Raw genomic sequence first — 17023 nt, 5'->3', positions numbered from 1 at the left:
GTGGTATCACGATCACGGTCGTCCCTTTTTAAGGGGGCGGCTTTTTTATTTTACCCTCAATCAGATCTCCGTCACATAATAAAGGCGACAGGAATTAAATACCGGCGCTTGACGAATGGTTCTGATCAGGGTATTATATAAACTGATATATTTTTTAAAAGAAAGGATCTGAAATTATGGCTTTATCGGTACAAAGACCTAAGGGCACACAGGACGTTGTTCCTTCGGAGGTTTATAAATGGCACACTGTCGAGCATATCGTCAAGGACACGGCGGAGCAGTTCGGCTTCAGGGAGATACGTATTCCCACCTTTGAGGACACCGGTCTGTTCGTGCGTTCGGTAGGCGACACTACCGACGTGGTGCAGAAGGAAATGTACACCGTTTCAGCTACAGGCGACAGCACCTTTACGCTTCGGCCGGAGGGAACGGCGGGAACTATAAGGGCGGCTATAGAAAACGGGCTGCTGAACGAGGGCTATCCTCAGAAGCTGTTCTATATTCTCTCCTGCTTCCGTCATGAAAAGCCTCAGGCGGGACGTTTGAGAGAATTTCACCAGTTCGGCTGCGAAATGATAGGCGCGGAGGGTCCCGCCGCGGACGCCGAGCTGATCGCGCTTGCTAAGTCGGTCATAGACAGGGCGGGGCTTAAAAACGTTGCGCTTAATATCAATTCCATCGGCTGTCCCGAATGCAGGGCGAATTATCACAAGGCCTTAAAGAATTATTTTTCCCAGTATAAGGACAAGCTCTGCTCTACCTGTCAGGAAAGGCTCGAGAAAAACCCTATGAGATTACTCGACTGCAAGTCGGAGGAGGATAAGGCGCTGGCGGAAAAGGCTCCGATAATTCTGGATTATCTCTGCCCGGACTGTCAGAAGCATTTTGACGGTCTAAAAAAGAATTTAAAGCTTATGGGAATAGATTATAAGATCAACCCGAGGATTGTAAGAGGACTTGATTATTATACCCGAACCGTATTCGAGTTTATTACCGCCGATATCGGAGCGCAGGGAACAGTCTGCGGCGGCGGACGCTATGACGGTCTTATCGAAACGCTCGGAGGCAAGCCCGCTCCGGCGCTGGGCTTCGGAATGGGTCTTGAACGGCTTATTCTTACAATGCAGAAGCAGGGCTGCGAATTTATGGAGCCTAAAACCTGTGATATTTATATTGCGGCTATGGGCGAAAGAGCGGCTGAGGAATCCATGGACATAATCTCCACGCTAAGGTCGGAGGGATATTTTGTCGAATACGACCTTGTCGGCAGAGGACTGAAGGCTCAGATGAAATATGCCGACAAAATCGGCGCAAAATACGTTATGGTGCTAGGCGACAACGAGCTTGACGAAAGAAAGGCAAAGGTCAAGAATATGAAAACCGGAGAGCAGACGGAGGTAAGCCTTGGCGAAACGCTGCTTGACGATTTTGCCGTCTGCTACTACGATACGCTGATGGAGGAGGACGAAATGTTCCGCGGCTTTGTTGAAGCCTTCGTAGAAAAGGAATAGAACTTACAGAGTTAAGCCTTAAAAACAGAAAGGAAGATAAAATATGAGATGCGAGCAGTGCGGGAAGATAGCCGTCTGCGAGATAAAAACTCCGATGGAATACAGCGTCGTGCTTGAAGCGTTCGACAGAATGGTAAAGGCAGGAGAGCTGGAGATAGTGTATCAGACCTGCCCTATGGATATGATACTGCTTAGGAACGGAAAATTTTTCGCGGAAAAGCTTTTTCATCAGTTCCGCTGCACAAAGTGCGGAACGATTTACGGAATGCTTGTCAACACAAAACGCGGAGGACAAATAAAGATCAACGAAAAGGCGTTTGATCCCGCGGATTATCCCGATAAAGAAAAGGAAGATAGCGATGCTGCTGATACTGCCCGTTAGCTATGAATTTGAAACGAGCCTCAGTCCAAAAAGAGCCGCCCGTAAGATCGACGGTGAAATAGTTGAGCACTTCCCTACCGTAAACATAATGTCAACGGGCAGATTTATGAAAAAACACCGAAATGAAACGGTATTTTACGGCAGACGCTCCTCTCAGACCGAGTTTCAGATCTTTCATCATCAGGCGAAAAAACGGGACGGAGGGACTACGGGCTTTTACGGAAGGATAGAGAAAACCGAGAACGGCTCAAGAATCTCGGGAAAATTCAGAAAGCCGCTTTATACTTATATTTTCGGTGTGCTATGGACGCTGATAATAGCGTTTATCACCCTGACGCTTATTGCTCTCGGTGAAAAAACGGGAGCGGTCTGCTTTGCCGCACTCTGGGCCGCGGGAGTATTCTTTATGTTCTGGGACAACAAGAAAAAATATCTCAGGGCGTATCTTGATACTTTTCCCCCGGCGGAAAGCGGCGGCGATCCGCAAAAAATAAACTGCAAAGGAAGTAATATAAATGAAGCTTGACACAATGAAGGGTCTGAAAAGAACACATTACTGCGCCCAGGTGCCCAACGACCCGCGGGAGGTAGTAGTCTGCGGTTTTGCAGACAGGGTAAGGGATATGGGAAACCTTATTTTTATTAATCTCAGGGACAGAACGGGAATCGTTCAGCTTGCCTTCAACGACGGCACCGACAGAGCCGTTTTTGAAAAGGCGCAGACGGTCAGAAGCGAATACGTTCTTATGGCAAAGGGCAGCGTTCAGAAGCGGGAAAGCGTAAACAAAAAGCTGAAAACCGGCGAAATTGAAATTATGGTAACCGATCTGAGGATACTCTCCAGAGCTGAAACCACGCCTTTCGAGGTCACAAATTCCGACAAGGTGAACGAGGAGCTGAAGCTGAAATACCGTTACCTTGATCTCAGAAATCCGAGATTGCAGGAGAATATGATAAAGCGCCATAAGATCGCTCAGGTCACGAGAGAATATTTCTACGAAAACGGCTTTCTTGAAATTGAAACTCCTATGATGATGAAATCAACTCCTGAGGGAGCTAGGGATTATCTCGTTCCGTCGAGAGTTCACGAGGGTAAGTTCTACGCTCTTCCGCAGTCGCCTCAGATATACAAGCAGCTGCTGATGATCTCCGGCTACGACCGCTATATCCAGCTTGCGCGCTGCTTCCGGGACGAGGACCTGCGAGCCGACAGACAGCCGGAATTTACTCAGGTAGACCTTGAAATGTCCTTTGTTGACGCCGAGGATATTCAGGAATGTGTGGAGGGCTATATAGCAAGGCTTTTCAGCGAAGTTATGGGAACCGAGATCAGGCTTCCGCTTGAAAGAATGACCTTTGCCGACGCTATGAACCGCTTTGGCTCAGACAAGCCCGATACCCGCTTCGGAATGGAGCTCCAGGATATTTCCGACACGGTAAAGGATATTGATTTCGCTGTGTTCAGGACGGCGCTTGAGGAGGGCGGCTCTGTCAGAGCGATCAACGTTAAAAACGGAGCGGCGACCTACACAAGAAAAGAAATCGACAAGCTTGTTGAGCACGCCAAGGGAATAGGCGCAAAGGGTCTTGCGTATATCCGCTGGGCTGACGAGCCAAACTGTTCCTTCAAGAAGTTTCTGGGCGAGGGCGAGCTTGAGAGAATATGCTCTGCCACTGGAGCTGAAAAGGGCGACCTTGTGCTTATCTGCGCGGACAGGAACAAGGTGGTATTGCCGACATTGGGCGCAATCAGGCTTATTGCCGCAAAGAGAATGGATATTATCCCGGAGGACAGGTATAATTTCGTATGGATCACCGAAATGCCGTTTTTTGAGTACGACGAGGAAACCGATACATGGGTCGCCGCTCATCATCCGTTTACAATGCCTATGGAGGAATGTCTTGAATATCTTGACAGCGATCCTGCAAACGTGAGAGCAAAGGCATGGGACCTTGTTCTTAACGGCACGGAGCTTTCCAGCGGGTCTATGAGAATTACCGACTTTGAGCTTCAGCAGAAAATGTTCGAGGCGCTGGGAATGACCGATGAGGAAATAGAGGCGAAGTTCGGCTTCCTTGTGGACGCTTACCGCTATGCCGCTCCTCCTCACGGCGGCATGGGAATAGGTCTTGACCGGCTTGCAATGATCATGTGCAAGGCGGACAGCCTGAGGGACGTGGTAGCCTTCCCGAAGGTTCAGAACGCAAGCGAGCTTATGAGCGCCTGTCCGTCGGAGGTTGACGAAAAGCAGCTTGAAGAGCTGCATATAAAAACGGTAACTGTTGAATAGGACGTTTTCAGAGGGAGGTATTCAGATGAGCGCAGGCTGTGCGTTTTCTCCCGGGGAATACGAGCGGAACATCCTGCGGACGGTTCCGTTTTATAGGAATATGCTTTCGCTGACCGTGGCGCTGGCAAAAACGTCGGCAAACGGCGCGGTACGGTGGCTTGACGTAGGATGCGGCAGCGGAGCGCTCGGAGAAATAATACTGAACGACAGCGCTGTCACGGTTGAAAGACTGGTCATGTGCGATATTTCAGACGAAATGCTGAATATAGCCCGCGACAGACTTGAAAAAACCGAAGAAAAAACCGAGCTTGTAAAACGCTCGGCGCTGGAGCTGGATTATAACTCGGAGTTCAATGTTGTTACCTCCGTTATGGTCAGTCACTATTTTTCCGCAGAGGAAAGAAAGCTTGCGGCAGAAAACTGCTATACCGCGCTTGAAGCCGGAGGTATTTTCATAGTCTTTGAGAACAATGCTCCTGAAAATTCGGAAAACGAAAGGCTTTTTCTGGATATGTGGAAAAGCTTTCAGCTGTCGCGGGGCAAAAGCGAGGAAGCGGCAAACGCGCATTTAAAAAGATATAACAGAGAATACTTTCCCATTACTGCCAAAGAGCATACCGCTCTGCTTGAGTCCTGCGGCTTCCGCAGAGTCGAAACGGTCTGGACCTCATATATGCAGGCAGGCTTTATGGGGATAAAATAATCAGCTGAAGGCGTTTATCAGTTGCAATTGTCGCAGCAGTATGTTATAATGTATTAAATTTATCATAAGAAGCTACAAGGGCTGTATTTATGCGTCTATGAATACGGGCAGCAAAAGCGAGGTGCGGTTTATTATGGCTATAAAAGAATCCGGCGAGGATTATCTGGAAACTATTCTTATTCTTCATGAGAGAACGGGGTACGTCAGGTCTATTGATATTGCGGCGGAGCTTGGATATTCCAAGCCAAGCGTAAGCAGAGCCATGGGAATTCTCAAGGAAAACGGTTTTATTACCGTCGAGCCGGACGGTCAGATTGTTCTGACAAAGCAAGGCTATCTCAGAGCCAGAGAGGTTTACGACCGTCATCTGCTTATTGCCAGATTTCTGCGCGACGTTCTTGGCGTAAGCGAGGAAAATACCAATACCGACGCCTGCAAGATTGAACACGTCATCAGCCATGAAACGTATGAAAAGCTTAACGTGTTCGTAGACGCCTATCTTGACGGCTGATAAAGCTGACGGAAAGACGGCAGCGGCAGATATCATATAAGTATGCGCAGCGGCGCGGCTTGGCTGATCACGGGCGGCTGTTTTTCAGAGCACAGATAAAAACTTTCTAAAACCGTTTCCGCAGAATACCGGAAACGGTTTTTTGCCGCTTTGATACATGGCTTTTGTGCTGAAATAAAAAGTTAATTAATTATTTATTGCGTCAGGTTGACTTTTCCGGGCAAATGGTGTATATTATTAAGAATAATATAGTAAAAAATTTTTGGAAAAGCTAATCGATGTGGGAGGTTGTAAAATGCTTAATGAAAACAGTATGAAAGAAAAATTCGGAAAGGAAGGACTGACCTTTGACGATGTTCTTCTTATTCCCGCAGAATCGGACGTTACTCCTAATATGATAAACCTGAAAACCAGACTTGCAGGGGATATTACGCTCAACAACCCTATCATGACCTCGGCGATGGATACCGTTACGGAATCCAAAATGGCTATCGCCATTGCAAGAGAGGGCGGCATCGGAATTATTCATAAGAATATGACCATCGAGCAGCAGGTCGAGGAGGTTGACAAGGTAAAAAGATCGGAAAACGGAGTTATTGTCAATCCTTTTTCTCTCACCGGCGACAGAACCGTTGCCGAAGCCGACGAGCTTATGGGCAAGTACAAAATTTCCGGCGTACCTGTCGTTGACGAAAAGGGCAAGCTTGTAGGTATTCTTACAAACCGCGATCTGCGTTTCATTACTGATTTTGATATTAAGATTTCCGACGTTATGACCAAGGAAAATCTTGTTACGGCTCCCGTCAATACAAATCTTAAGCAGGCTCAGAAGATCCTTATGAAGCATAAGATCGAAAAGCTGCCGCTGGTAGACGATCAGGGTATGCTCAAGGGACTTATAACCATCAAGGATATTGAAAAGGCCGTTCAGTACCCCAATTCCGCAAGAGATAAAAACGGCAGGCTGCTCTGCGGCGCCGCTATCGGAGTAACCGCGGACGTGCTTGAAAGAGCCAAGGCGCTTATTGACGCTCAGGTAGACGTGCTTGTACTTGACTCCGCTCACGGACATTCCAAGAATATTATTACCTGTCTGAAGAAGGTGAAGGAAGCCTTCCCTCATATTCCGGTCATCGCGGGAAATATCGCTACAGCCGAGGCTGCCGAGGCGCTTATTGCCGCCGGAGCAGACGCTCTCAAGGTAGGAATCGGCCCGGGCTCTATCTGCACTACCCGTGTGGTAGCCGGTATCGGCGTTCCCCAGATAACCGCGGTTTACGATGTTGCCTGCGCCGCCGCGAAGCATGATATACCGGTTATCGCGGACGGAGGAATCAAGTATTCCGGCGATATAGTAAAGGCTCTTGCCGCCGGCGCGAACGTTGTAATGCTCGGCTCTCTGCTGGCAGGCTGCGAGGAGGCTCCGGGCGAAATGGAGATCTATCAGGGACGTTCCTTTAAGGTATACAGAGGAATGGGCTCGCTTGCGGCTATGCAGCAGGGCTCCAAGGACAGATATTTCCAGGAGGGAGCGAGAAAGCTTGTTCCTGAGGGCGTTGAGGGACGTGTTCCGTTCAAGGGAGCTGTTTCCGACACAATCTTCCAGCTTGTGGGAGGTATCCGTTCAGGTATGGGCTACTGCGGCTGTCCTGACATTCAGGCTCTGCATGAAAAAGCAAGGTTTGTAAGGATTACAGGCGCGGGTCTTAAGGAATCTCATCCTCACGATATTTACATAACCAAGGAAGCGCCTAACTATTCGGCGCAGATCTGATTTCATAGAAAGCAAAAGCGGACGGCATAGTTTCGTCCGCTTGTTTTATATATAAAAAACAACCTGTCTTCACATGATATACAAGTGAAAACAGGTCTGAAAGCAGAGGGAACGATAAGCCGTCCCTCTGCTGTTTTTTATATGGCAAGCGGCTCCGGCCGTTTATCTCTGTTACGAAATAAGCCAGCCAAGAACCTCGAAATTCTGAGCTCCGCCCTCGTCCACCGTAACGGTAACGGTATGCTTGGCCGACTCTTCAGACGTATAAAGCTCGCTGTTTGTGGCATAGTCGCCCCAGCCGCCTGTGAAGTCGCCGTTCACGCTTGCTACGTCCTCGCCGTCGATATTAACGGTTACGCTGCCGGTATTTCCGTCAACGGTTTTGTAATAGAGTATACCAAGGTTTTTGAATTCCATTTCAAATGTAATTGAACCGCCGGAATTGGTAGCCCAGCCGTTTGCAAAATTCCACGGAGATGAAGCCTCTGTAAAGGAGCCTTCGTCGGTTACCGTAACCGAATCGGCAGTTGTTTTGTCGGCTATAAGCGCATCGGCGTATTTATCACCCGTAGGCGACTCCGCGTCAAACGCTGACGGCTCTCCCGCGGAATCCGCGGTTTCCAGTACCTTTGAGGCAAAGCTTGTAAGCATCTGACCCAGCATTATGTGACCCTGGTCGTTGGGGTGAATGTTATCAGGAGAAATATCCTTCCATGCGATATTTCCCGCTTCTACCTCAGGAAGAACAGCGTCATGGTAGGAAATTATCGGAATATTGTAGGCAAGACCGATCTCGGAGTGAACGTTCTGTGGACAGGTTCCGTCCTCCATGGTCATTTCAACAAGCACAACAGCCGGATTATTTTCAGCGGACAGGCACTTTCTGATAAGGCTGTCTATAGTAGACTTGTAAAAATCATTGTCTACGTCGTTGATAAATTCAATAAAGATAATGTCAGGCTGAGCGTCCAGCACGTCCTTCTGAGCCCTGTGAACGCCGAGGTAGGAATCGGTCGCGCCTATTCCCGCGTTAGTAACGTCAACATAGAAGCTTACGTTCTCTTCCCACCAGGTCTTGAACTGGTTGACATACTGATTTGAAGAGGACGACGCCGACGAACCGGCGGTGATAGAATCGCCCATAAAGGTGATCTTCGTGGTTTCCTTAGGATTGTCCTTTGCGTATTTCAGCTTGGCGGCGAGCCTTGAGGTATCCCCCTCGTTAAGCACTGAACGGATAAGCATATTCTCCGTACAGCCCTGAGAAACGTCTACAGCGCCGTCGTTTACGGGCGCTTTAAGCTCTGCCGCAGAATCGCCGGAGCCGGAATCCGCAGCGCTTTCAGACGCCTGCGACTGATTAGCCGAGCTGCTTTCTTCGGTTTTTGAGCTTGAATCTGAACCGCCGCAGCCGGAAAATGACATCGCGGTCATCATCAACGCAAGTGTAAATGCAAGCTTTTTTTTCATAGAGTTTTTTCCTTTCTTTACTTTAAGGCAGCTTTTATGCCTTAAATACTTTCAGCAAAATTATTATACATCAACAAAGCCGGATTTGCAAGCGTTTTGCACAAAAAATCTGTATTTTGCATGAACATTTTTGTGAAAACGATTACTATTCTTGACAATAAAGTGTACAAGGTTTAAAATAAAAAATAGTATTATGCTTTTTAGCGGCACAATGGGCAAACCGCCCAAAACCAGCATAAACGCTTGATTTATCGGCGTATGCAACTGTGATTTCAAACGCCCCAAACAACATTTTGACGTTTTTTTGCCGTCCGCGCTTACAAAACGAATTTATGTGGAGATACGGCAGAATATACAGAGATACAGAAAAACATTGAAAACAAAGTACTTTTCCTCGCTTCTATAAACCCTTATAAGAAGTTATAAGCTGATTTCCGTCTATAAAATCAATAAAAACTAATAAGATAAATGTAGTAAAACAATAAATATGATAATCATAGATATATTAGATTATTTATGCGTTTAAATTTACTCATAGTTTTTCTATGGAAAATATTTTAAGTAAAGTGAGAATGACATGAATGGAAAATTTGTATTTTGAACTTATGAATGAAGTAGATAAAGTAGGAGTTCTAACTTTAGCACAGAGAAAAAGGTTATGGAAGGAGTTTGATAATCTTTCATTTAAAAATGCTACTTCTGGAAAATCGAAGAGAATACAGCTTGCAATAGAATGTATTAGAAAAGCTACAAATAATTGGGATGAGATAAATTTAAAAGAATCTGTTAATAATATATTACAAAATGTTGACCTAGAAAATTTTAATGATAATTATAAAGAAAAATTAGAAGAGTTTTATTCAATGTGTGAAAGGGAAGTTGCCAGGACAAATATTTTTACTATTAGCTATTTGCAACAAGCAGTTAGTCATTTTATCCAAATATTAGACGAAGATGAACCATTGATTGATCAAGATTATGGTACAATTGATCAGGATAACGATTTAGAATTTGATGAATTGGATACTTCTTATTGCACATCTATAGTTTGGAAATATCAAGACAAGCAGAATCAAGAAGAGGAAAGAAATAATAAGGAAAAAGAATTTTGGAAATGGTATGTGAAAGAAGCATCAAAAATTCAAGGTATAAAATGCAAATATGAGCCTGATATTGTAGAGTATACTAAAAGTCGTTCTCGAGAAATAATAGAATCCTTAGAAGAATTAGTAAAAAAATAAGTAGTGAATATAAATTTATTAGTTATGAGAAAAAAGATATGACTATAATATTATGTGTATTGAATTTAAATGATAATGCTGTTTGTCCAGTTTGCAAAATGAAGTCAAGTCATTTTAAAAATTTTTATGGTATGATGGATATAGGAAAAATTAAAGACTGGAAACTACAATTAAAGATTAAAGAACGGCTGTATTATTGTGAAAATTCGCAATGTAAAAAAGAAAATTTTATTCCAAATGCTCAAGTTGATTACAAAGAAAAGATAGCCAATTTTTCATATGTTGTAAGTATTCCAGAAAATAAAAAAAGAATCTGTGAGTTTTTTGATATAAATTAGGCTGAAGTTAAAATAATTAGCAGCTATATAAATAGATAAAAAAATAGTATTATGCTTTTTAGCGGCACAATGAGCAAACCGCCCAAAACCCGCATAAACGCTTGATTTATCGGAGTATGCAACTGTGATTGCAAACGCCCCAAATAGCATTTTGACGCTTTTTGCCGCCCTAACTCAATAAGACAATGTAAAACGATACGGGCAGATATATGTATAGAGGGAGAAAGCGCTCGCTGCTTTCGCTATCTTGGTTGCCACACCAGCAGGGGCAGACGCACTTGCGGGCGGCGTGCTCTGCTACTTCATACAAATGCAGGGAAAATGATAGAAAAATTCATATATAGGTGCTATAATATAAACATACAAAGTGGCAAATTTGAAGTTGGAGGACATTTATATGCAGTATTCAGTATGTAAAAAATTTGACATAGACCAAATGTGCCATCTGCGAAAAAGTGTTGGATGGAATGAATTAAAAGCAATGATGTCAAATCCCCAAATGGAAAATCTTTTCAGTATCATATGTACGGAAAACGGAAAAATGATAGGATTTTTGAATGTTGTAAGCAACAATGTGACTGATGCTTACATTCAGGATGTTATGGTTGCACCTGAATTCCAGGGAAAAGGCATAGGTACAGAGCTTATGAACAGGGCGATATCAGAAATCAAGGCAAGAGGCATCTATATGATTTCTGTAATATATGGAGAAGAAAAACTACGCTGTTTTTATGAGAAATTTGGTTTTTGCACCATGCTTTGCGGCCAGTTGGAGACCAGATTTGAACAATGACATAATGCGCAAAATTCCAGTTTGATGTGGGTTTGGGATATTCCCAACAAGCCAAAAACTCTCATTCTGTCGCGGACGAAAACGAGTGATTTTTACGGAAAGGGAACCCCTTTCCTATGCTTGCTACGGAACTTTTTGTAAAGGAACAGAAGGGAAAGGATAATCTGAACAGGTAGCAACTTGCTTTGAAATGTTACGCAGTTAATAAGACAATGTAAAACGATACGGCAGATATATGAAAAAACATAATATGCGAGCGATATAGCGCGTATATTGTAATCATTGATAAATCGTCAATTTACGGAGGCGCTTATGAAACGAGAATTAGGGATAGCAAGATGCGGTCTTGCCTGTTGTCTGTGTTCAGAAAATGTAAAATGCAACGGCTGCGGTTCAAATGAATGCCCTGATAACGACAGGTGCGAGAATAAAAGATGTTCTGTTGAAAAGGAAATCTCTCATTGCTATATGTGTCAGGAGGATTGCAGAAAGGGATTATTAAGCAAAATCAAGCCATATACCTTCACCATGTTTATAAAAAAATATGGAGAAGATAAATTGTTAGATTGTTTGGAAGAAAACGAGAAAAGAGGAGTTGTATATCATCGAGACGGCATAGACGGCGACTATGATGACTTTGATGACGCGGAGCAGCTGATGAATTTCATTTTGACGGGAACGCGGTAAATGCCATGACAAGCGGTAACATGATTATGCCGTGTTGCAATTGTGCGTATCGTTTTATTCGCGGCGCTAAAATGAAATCCGGCTTTACAGGATCAGCTTGCGCGGAGATATAAAACGATAAACATAAATATACGAAAAGTCTTAGACATTTGCTATAAACGCTTACAAAGGCTTATAAGACAATTTTCGTCTATAAAATCAATAAAAAATAACGGCGTAACGGCTGTGTAAATGGAAAGGACAGCTTTTAGGCAATACGATCGCTGCTTAAATGTCCGATAATTTTACGGGGCGAGCGCCTGCTGAGAAAGGCATGGGAAAAGTATTATGGAATCACTTGAAAATCTGAAATTTATACCGGCGGACGATAAAAGAATATCATATATGGGGAGAATAGGGTGGGAAGATAAGTCCGCTCCCCAGATCGTTTTTGCCGGAACGTCTATAACTCTTGAGTTTTTGGGAACAAGGATCTCCGCCGTCATTTTCAATCACAGATTTTACAATGTTATGGAGCTGGGAGTAATCGTTGACGGCAGGGAGTATAAGGTCGGATTTGACACAAACTATGAAAAGTTCAATCTTACGCTTGCGGAAAACCTTGCATACGGAAGGCACAGAGTAACGCTGTTCAAACGTCAGGACGCAACCCATTATTTTGACTTTTACGGTTTTGCCGTAGATGAAAATGCCGAGATACTTCCTGCCGCGCCCCGGCCTGAAAGGCGAATAGAATGCTACGGCGATTCGGTTTCAGCGGGCGCGGTATGCGAGGCGACCGACTATACCGCCAAATGCGATCCGGAAAATAACGAGGGACAATGGGACAACGCATGGCATTCCTATTCCATGATAACCGCGAGAAATCTCGGCGCGGAGATAAACAATATCGCTCAGGGGGGAATTGCGATTTTTGACGGAACCGGCTATTATCACGCTCCCGATCATATAGGAATGGAAACGGCTTATAACAAGGTCTGCTATTTCCCTGAGGCAGAGGGAGGCTTTTCGGACTGGGATTTTTCCGGCTATATCCCCCATATTGTGATTTTCGCCGTAGGTCAGAACGATCAGCATAATGAAAAAGACGGCGATCCTGACATAAGCGATCCGCTGTTCAGGGAAAAGTGGAAAAACAGATATAAGGAAATCATCAGAGATCTGAGAACAAAATATCCGGACTCGCAGTTTATACTGCTGCTTACGGTTCTTATGCATGATCCCGAGTGGGACAAGGCTGTTGACGAAATAGCCGGAGAGCTTAATGCCGAGGGTGACGCAAAGGTTTCGCATTTTATGTTTACACGCTCGGGCAAAGCGACTCCCGGTCATCCCAGACTCTCGGAGCAGTATGAAATGGCTGAGGAATTAACGGCGTACATATCAAAAATGGGCGACGCTGTATGGGGACAGAATAAATAAAGCCCGCTTTTACAGCTGCTGCAAGCCGCTGCCGCATATCTTCACAGAAAAGAATCAACGGCGGCGGTCAAGCTGTGTTTCCGCTGCTTTCAGCGCATATATCTTAATTCCGCATAAAAAACCTGAGTTTTTTTATCAAAGCTATTGACAAACCTTTTGTTTTATGTTATAATTCTCATGTTGCAAAAACGGAGAAGTCGCCTAGCCCGGTTTATGGCGCACGACTGGAACTCGTGTATGGGTTAATAGCTCATCGAGGGTTCGAATCCCTCCTTCTCCGCCAATCGTAAACCGCCTATTTACGTTAAATTCCGTAGATATGCGGTTTTGTTATCACCCGCTATTTGATAAAATGCGCCGAAATCATAAAAATTATGACACAAACGCAATATATATGCCACAAAATATGACACAAAAAAGCAGAATACTATTGACGAATTTAGTAAAATGTAATATTACAAACCTACAATAGGTTTTTGGTGAGACAACATCGGTATGTTGTCTCATTTTTTTATCGAAACAAAAAAGCCCTCCCGAACCTCGAGAGGGCTTTCGCCATATCTCACATCAAATATCCGCTTTGTTGATCCACCCAGTCACATACAGTCCGATCGGTAATTTGCCGCAATTACTCTTTTTGTTGGTAATGCGTATACGATTATTAACTACAGCATTGTCGTAAATGTAATAAGCGCCGCTCTTTTTTACGCCGGATTTGGCTGTCGCGGAAACGTACAAGGTCGTATTTTTAAGCGTTATCTGCGTGCCCTTTGTATAAGACTTAGCCGAGGTCTGCGGTTTGGCAGACGATGAGGACGAAGCTTTTTTAAATCCGTTAAAGCCGCCTTTTTTGATCGTCGTCGGGTAATCAACATAGCAGTAATCGCAATCCACGTTGCCGGATATACCGCTTACTTTTCCTTTGCTGCTGTACTGCCATATGCCGTAGCTTCCGCTGTAATTGCATTTGCTGCTGTATTCGGCTATCCACAGCGCGTAGCGTTCAGCTACATCGGCGGATATATATGTCTGCAAAGGCGAACGGCTGATATAAAGCCCTGTAAAATATCCCGCCTCCTCAAGCGAGTTACAAAAAGCTTTTACTATGCTGTCACAGAAGCTTTTGCCTTTCGCGAACTGCTTCTGTTCCTCCAAGTCAAAGAAAATCGGCATTTCAAAAGTTTTACCCTTTATCGCGGCAAGACATGATTTTGCTTCCTGCTTTGCCGCTTCAACGCTGTCCGCATAGCTGTACCAGTACGGTCCGACATTAAGTCCTGCCGCTTTAGCGTTCTTGTAGTATTCCTCGAAACGTGGGTCGATCTGCTTAGGATATGCCAAAGCGTTTCCGTAGCCGGCGCGGATTATTACAAAATCAATACCCGCCGCCTTTACTTTTTTGAAGTCTACCTCGCCCTGATAGTATGATACGTCTATTCCTTTAGTTTTCATATTTATACCTCCGTTTTACTTATTCTTATCTTCATTTTTCAACACATCTATCGCCTTTGTGATTATCTCGGGGACTGGTACTCCCATAAGTCCGGCGTTTTCGATTATGGAAAGGGTCTCGTTCGCGATAAACGCTATGCATACGCAGTCCTTGATGTACGCGGTGCCCAGAGCGATGTCCAGCCTGCAAGCCACCAGCAGGATAAGCAGTATCATCCCCTTGCGGCAAAGCCCTTTGAAGCCGGCTCTGCTTTCAAGCGCGCCGCTTTCCGACTTGCCCGATTTCTTGAACACCCCCGCTACTATCAGCCCCGTTATGTAATCGACCACCATAAAGATTATCAGCGTCGTCATTGCGCTGGTCCAGCCTCCAAACAGGGCGGCTATACCGCCCCCTATCGTTCCGACAACGGCAAGCGCCGCCGCTTTTAATTCGGTCATATTGGTTCACTCCGTTTCTTTGTGATTTTTCTTGATATATTTTCAGCCTGCGAACTGAAAATCCGGTTCAGCCCGGACTTTACAGCCGGTACTGATCATCAGCTTCATAGAGAACACCCTTTCATAGCATATTTTTAGATATAATAAAAGCGTCCCGATTGTTCGGAACGCTGATATTCGTGTTTGAAATCTGCACAAAATTATCTTTACTTATTTGTTTACATTGAGCAATTTTCAATTATCTGTTGCTTTATGTAAATATTTATGGTAAAATATCAGTATGAAAATTATAGGAGAGCTATCAATGGATTTTGTATTTTATCTTTTAATCCCTGTTTTAATTGTCTGGTATTTCACGAATTTTCTGAGCAGTTTTGATTCCGTTTAATTCAGGCATTTCTACATCAAGAAATAGGATATCGTATTTTACCGTTTTTTTATTATAAACCTGTATCAGATTTTTTCCGTTGGAATATCTGTCAATCATAAATTCAATTCCTGTTTCAAAAGAAAAACGCGTAATATATTCCTTGATTCTTTTTATTTCTGATAACTCGTCATCACATACAGCAATTTTCAATAGCATTATGATTCTCCTTATTTGCATTTTACCTAACTATTTTAGCACATATTTGATTTTAATTCAACTAGTGTAATTACCATTCAAGGCTTTAAAATTATCTTTCATTCTGTCGTTATTAATAATTGCCATGCGAATATATCAATGACGTCGGACAAGTAGACAAGGCTGTTACCGACAGAACTATCGCGCTTGACGCGCTGAAATCAAAAACAAGGGTACAGATTTTCTGCACCCTTGTTTTGTTGCTATTCCAACCAGTTATGCAAATCCATTTTGATATCATCTTTTTTGTGTACAATGTAAAAAGGACACCATAATATTTGATAGTTCTGTTGTTAGTCAATATAATACTGCGTTGGAAATTGTCCATAAGTATCGTTTATAAAAGTAAAGAATTGAACGCCGCAAAAACAACAGCATAGGCGATAATATCAAAATTATCAGTACATAACAAATCCTGTAAGTAAATCGCCATGCCGCCCGAATCAATTTGACAGTAAGTCGGATATATTAAGCAAGGCTGAGATCGCCCGCTTCGGAGCGTAATCCGCGATCCGTCTTTCTTTTTCAGCCCTATTTCCTATTGCAAGTTTGAATCAGACGGCAGGGATTTCAATTTTCCTATTAAAGCTGTCAAGCACAAGCGCGGCGACGATTCCGAACGCAGCGCAGATAAGATTTACGGCGCAGGAAACAGCGCTTACGCCAAAGCTGCGGAACGGAATAATTACAATAGTTGCAGCCGTAACTATACCGATAATACCGTGAAAAGCCATACTATAATGATTTTCTATCAGACCGCTCACCGCTTTTGCCAGTAAGACCGCCGTCAGCAGCGCGCCCGCTCCAGCAGGGATCAAAACGCCGAAATCAAAATTGCCGATCCCTGTTACCAACGGAGTATAAAGCCCCAGAGGCATAAGCAGCGTTGAAAAGCTCATTCCCGGCGCAATGACGCTCAGGGCAATGCAGAAGCCGCAGAACAGATACCATTTAAAATCAGGTATGATTGCGGCGTGGATAAGCTTAAGACCAAGAAGCATAGCAAGCACAGCCGCAAAGCAGACACTGAGCGAGATAAAGGAGCCTTTGCTTCGTCCTTTTTCTCCCGCCTCCCGAAAAAGCGACGGCAGCATTCCTCCTATCAGACCCACAAACAGGCATACGGAAGGCTCCGGATATCTGTCCAGCAGAAAGCCCAGCAGCTTTGCTACGACGACAAATCCGAAGCCGCCGCCTAAAATCAAAGGGATCAGTGTACGGAAGCGCTTTTTCAGCGTCTGAACCGGATGTGAAAGCAAGTCCATGATCGTTTTGTATACGCCGAATACAACGCACAAAACGCCGCCGGATATTCCGGGAAGCACCGCTCCCAGACCGATAAGCGCCCTGTAAAAATCTCAGCCCCGCCGCCGTCAGAATAC

The 17023-nt window shown here is 44.4% G+C and carries 17 protein-coding genes, 1 tRNA gene and 1 other annotated feature (1 of these 19 running past the window's edge); of the genes, 13 read left to right on the top strand and 5 right to left on the bottom strand.

What is annotated here, in order from left to right:
* Positions 1-29: a binding site (T-box leader), on the top strand; it begins 189 nt to the left of the window's first position.
* Positions 30-176: 147 nt separating this feature from the next.
* The 7 genes from hisS (at position 177) to guaB (ending at position 7172) form a co-directional block, all read left to right on the top strand.
* Positions 177-1511, top strand: coding sequence for a histidine--tRNA ligase (gene hisS, locus EIH25_RS09155; RefSeq protein ID WP_124100768.1), 1335 nt, complete (start codon positions 177-179; stop codon positions 1509-1511).
* A gap of 43 nt (positions 1512-1554) precedes the next feature.
* Positions 1555-1893 (top strand): hypothetical protein, encoded by a 339-nt coding sequence (locus EIH25_RS09150; RefSeq protein WP_124100767.1) that lies wholly within the window; start codon positions 1555-1557, stop codon positions 1891-1893.
* Positions 1871-2419, top strand: coding sequence for a hypothetical protein (locus EIH25_RS09145; protein ID WP_124100766.1), 549 nt, complete (start codon positions 1871-1873; stop codon positions 2417-2419). The genes EIH25_RS09150 and EIH25_RS09145 overlap by 23 nt, the downstream gene beginning before the upstream one ends.
* On the top strand, positions 2409-4184 hold the full coding sequence (gene aspS, locus EIH25_RS09140) for an aspartate--tRNA ligase (protein WP_243113134.1): 1776 nt from the start codon (positions 2409-2411) through the stop codon (positions 4182-4184). The genes EIH25_RS09145 and aspS overlap by 11 nt, the downstream gene beginning before the upstream one ends.
* Positions 4185-4209: 25 nt before the next feature.
* On the top strand, positions 4210-4887 hold the full coding sequence (locus EIH25_RS09135; RefSeq protein WP_124100765.1) for a class I SAM-dependent methyltransferase: 678 nt from the start codon (positions 4210-4212) through the stop codon (positions 4885-4887).
* A gap of 133 nt (positions 4888-5020) precedes the next feature.
* Positions 5021-5398, top strand: a complete 378-nt coding sequence (locus tag EIH25_RS09130) for a metal-dependent transcriptional regulator (protein ID WP_124100764.1) — start codon at positions 5021-5023, stop codon at positions 5396-5398.
* A 295-nt stretch (positions 5399-5693) separates the two neighbouring features.
* Positions 5694-7172, top strand: coding sequence for an IMP dehydrogenase (guaB, locus tag EIH25_RS09125; RefSeq protein WP_124100763.1), 1479 nt, complete (start codon positions 5694-5696; stop codon positions 7170-7172).
* Positions 7173-7343: 171 nt separating this feature from the next.
* On the opposite strand, the gene EIH25_RS09120 is transcribed toward guaB, so the two are convergent.
* The gene (locus EIH25_RS09120) at positions 7344-8642 is read right to left on the bottom strand and encodes an SGNH/GDSL hydrolase family protein (RefSeq protein ID WP_124100762.1); all 1299 of its coding nucleotides are present in this window, start codon (positions 8640-8642) and stop codon (positions 7344-7346) included.
* Positions 8643-9223: 581 nt separating this feature from the next.
* On the opposite strand from EIH25_RS09120, the gene EIH25_RS09115 reads away from it, so the two are divergent.
* The 6 genes from EIH25_RS09115 to EIH25_RS09090 all read left to right on the top strand — a co-directional run bounded on the left by EIH25_RS09115 (position 9224) and on the right by EIH25_RS09090 (position 13406).
* Positions 9224-9883: an Imm5 family immunity protein gene (locus tag EIH25_RS09115; RefSeq protein WP_124100761.1), complete on the top strand. Its 660-nt coding sequence runs from the start codon at positions 9224-9226 to the stop codon at positions 9881-9883.
* Positions 9884-9921: 38 nt separating this feature from the next.
* Entirely contained in the window at positions 9922-10221 is a 300-nt protein-coding gene (locus tag EIH25_RS09110; RefSeq protein ID WP_124100760.1) for a hypothetical protein, read from the top strand.
* A gap of 397 nt (positions 10222-10618) precedes the next feature.
* Complete coding sequence (locus EIH25_RS09105) at positions 10619-11014, top strand: GNAT family N-acetyltransferase (RefSeq protein WP_206425700.1); 396 nt, start codon at positions 10619-10621, stop codon at positions 11012-11014.
* A gap of 312 nt (positions 11015-11326) precedes the next feature.
* Positions 11327-11701, top strand: a complete 375-nt coding sequence (locus EIH25_RS09100; RefSeq protein ID WP_124100759.1) for a DUF3795 domain-containing protein — start codon at positions 11327-11329, stop codon at positions 11699-11701.
* Between the two features lie 327 nt (positions 11702-12028).
* On the top strand, positions 12029-13123 hold the full coding sequence (locus tag EIH25_RS09095) for an electron transporter RnfD (RefSeq protein WP_124100758.1): 1095 nt from the start codon (positions 12029-12031) through the stop codon (positions 13121-13123).
* 190 nt (positions 13124-13313) lie between these two features.
* Positions 13314-13406 (top strand) — tRNA-Ser (locus tag EIH25_RS09090).
* Between the two features lie 284 nt (positions 13407-13690).
* Here EIH25_RS09090 and EIH25_RS09085 read toward each other — a convergent pair.
* From EIH25_RS09085 to EIH25_RS09070, 4 genes are all read right to left on the bottom strand, one after another.
* A complete protein-coding gene (locus EIH25_RS09085) occupies positions 13691-14575 on the bottom strand; it encodes a glycoside hydrolase family 25 protein (RefSeq protein ID WP_124100757.1) in 885 nt (294 codons plus the stop codon).
* Between the two features lie 15 nt (positions 14576-14590).
* Entirely contained in the window at positions 14591-15016 is a 426-nt protein-coding gene (locus EIH25_RS09080; protein ID WP_124098368.1) for a phage holin family protein, read from the bottom strand.
* Positions 15017-15353: 337 nt separating this feature from the next.
* Positions 15354-15602, bottom strand: a complete 249-nt coding sequence (locus EIH25_RS09075) for a response regulator (protein ID WP_164489209.1) — start codon at positions 15600-15602, stop codon at positions 15354-15356.
* 593 nt (positions 15603-16195) lie between these two features.
* A complete protein-coding gene (locus EIH25_RS09070) occupies positions 16196-16975 on the bottom strand; it encodes a DUF368 domain-containing protein (protein WP_279254444.1) in 780 nt (259 codons plus the stop codon).
* Positions 16976-17023 lie beyond the last annotated feature (48 nt).

Source organism: Ruminococcus sp. Marseille-P6503, assembly GCF_900604945.1.
Lineage (GTDB): Bacteria > Bacillota > Clostridia > Oscillospirales > Ruminococcaceae > FB2012.
The sequence above is the reverse complement of the archived record's forward strand: the minus strand, read 5'-3'. Positions and strand labels throughout refer to the sequence as shown.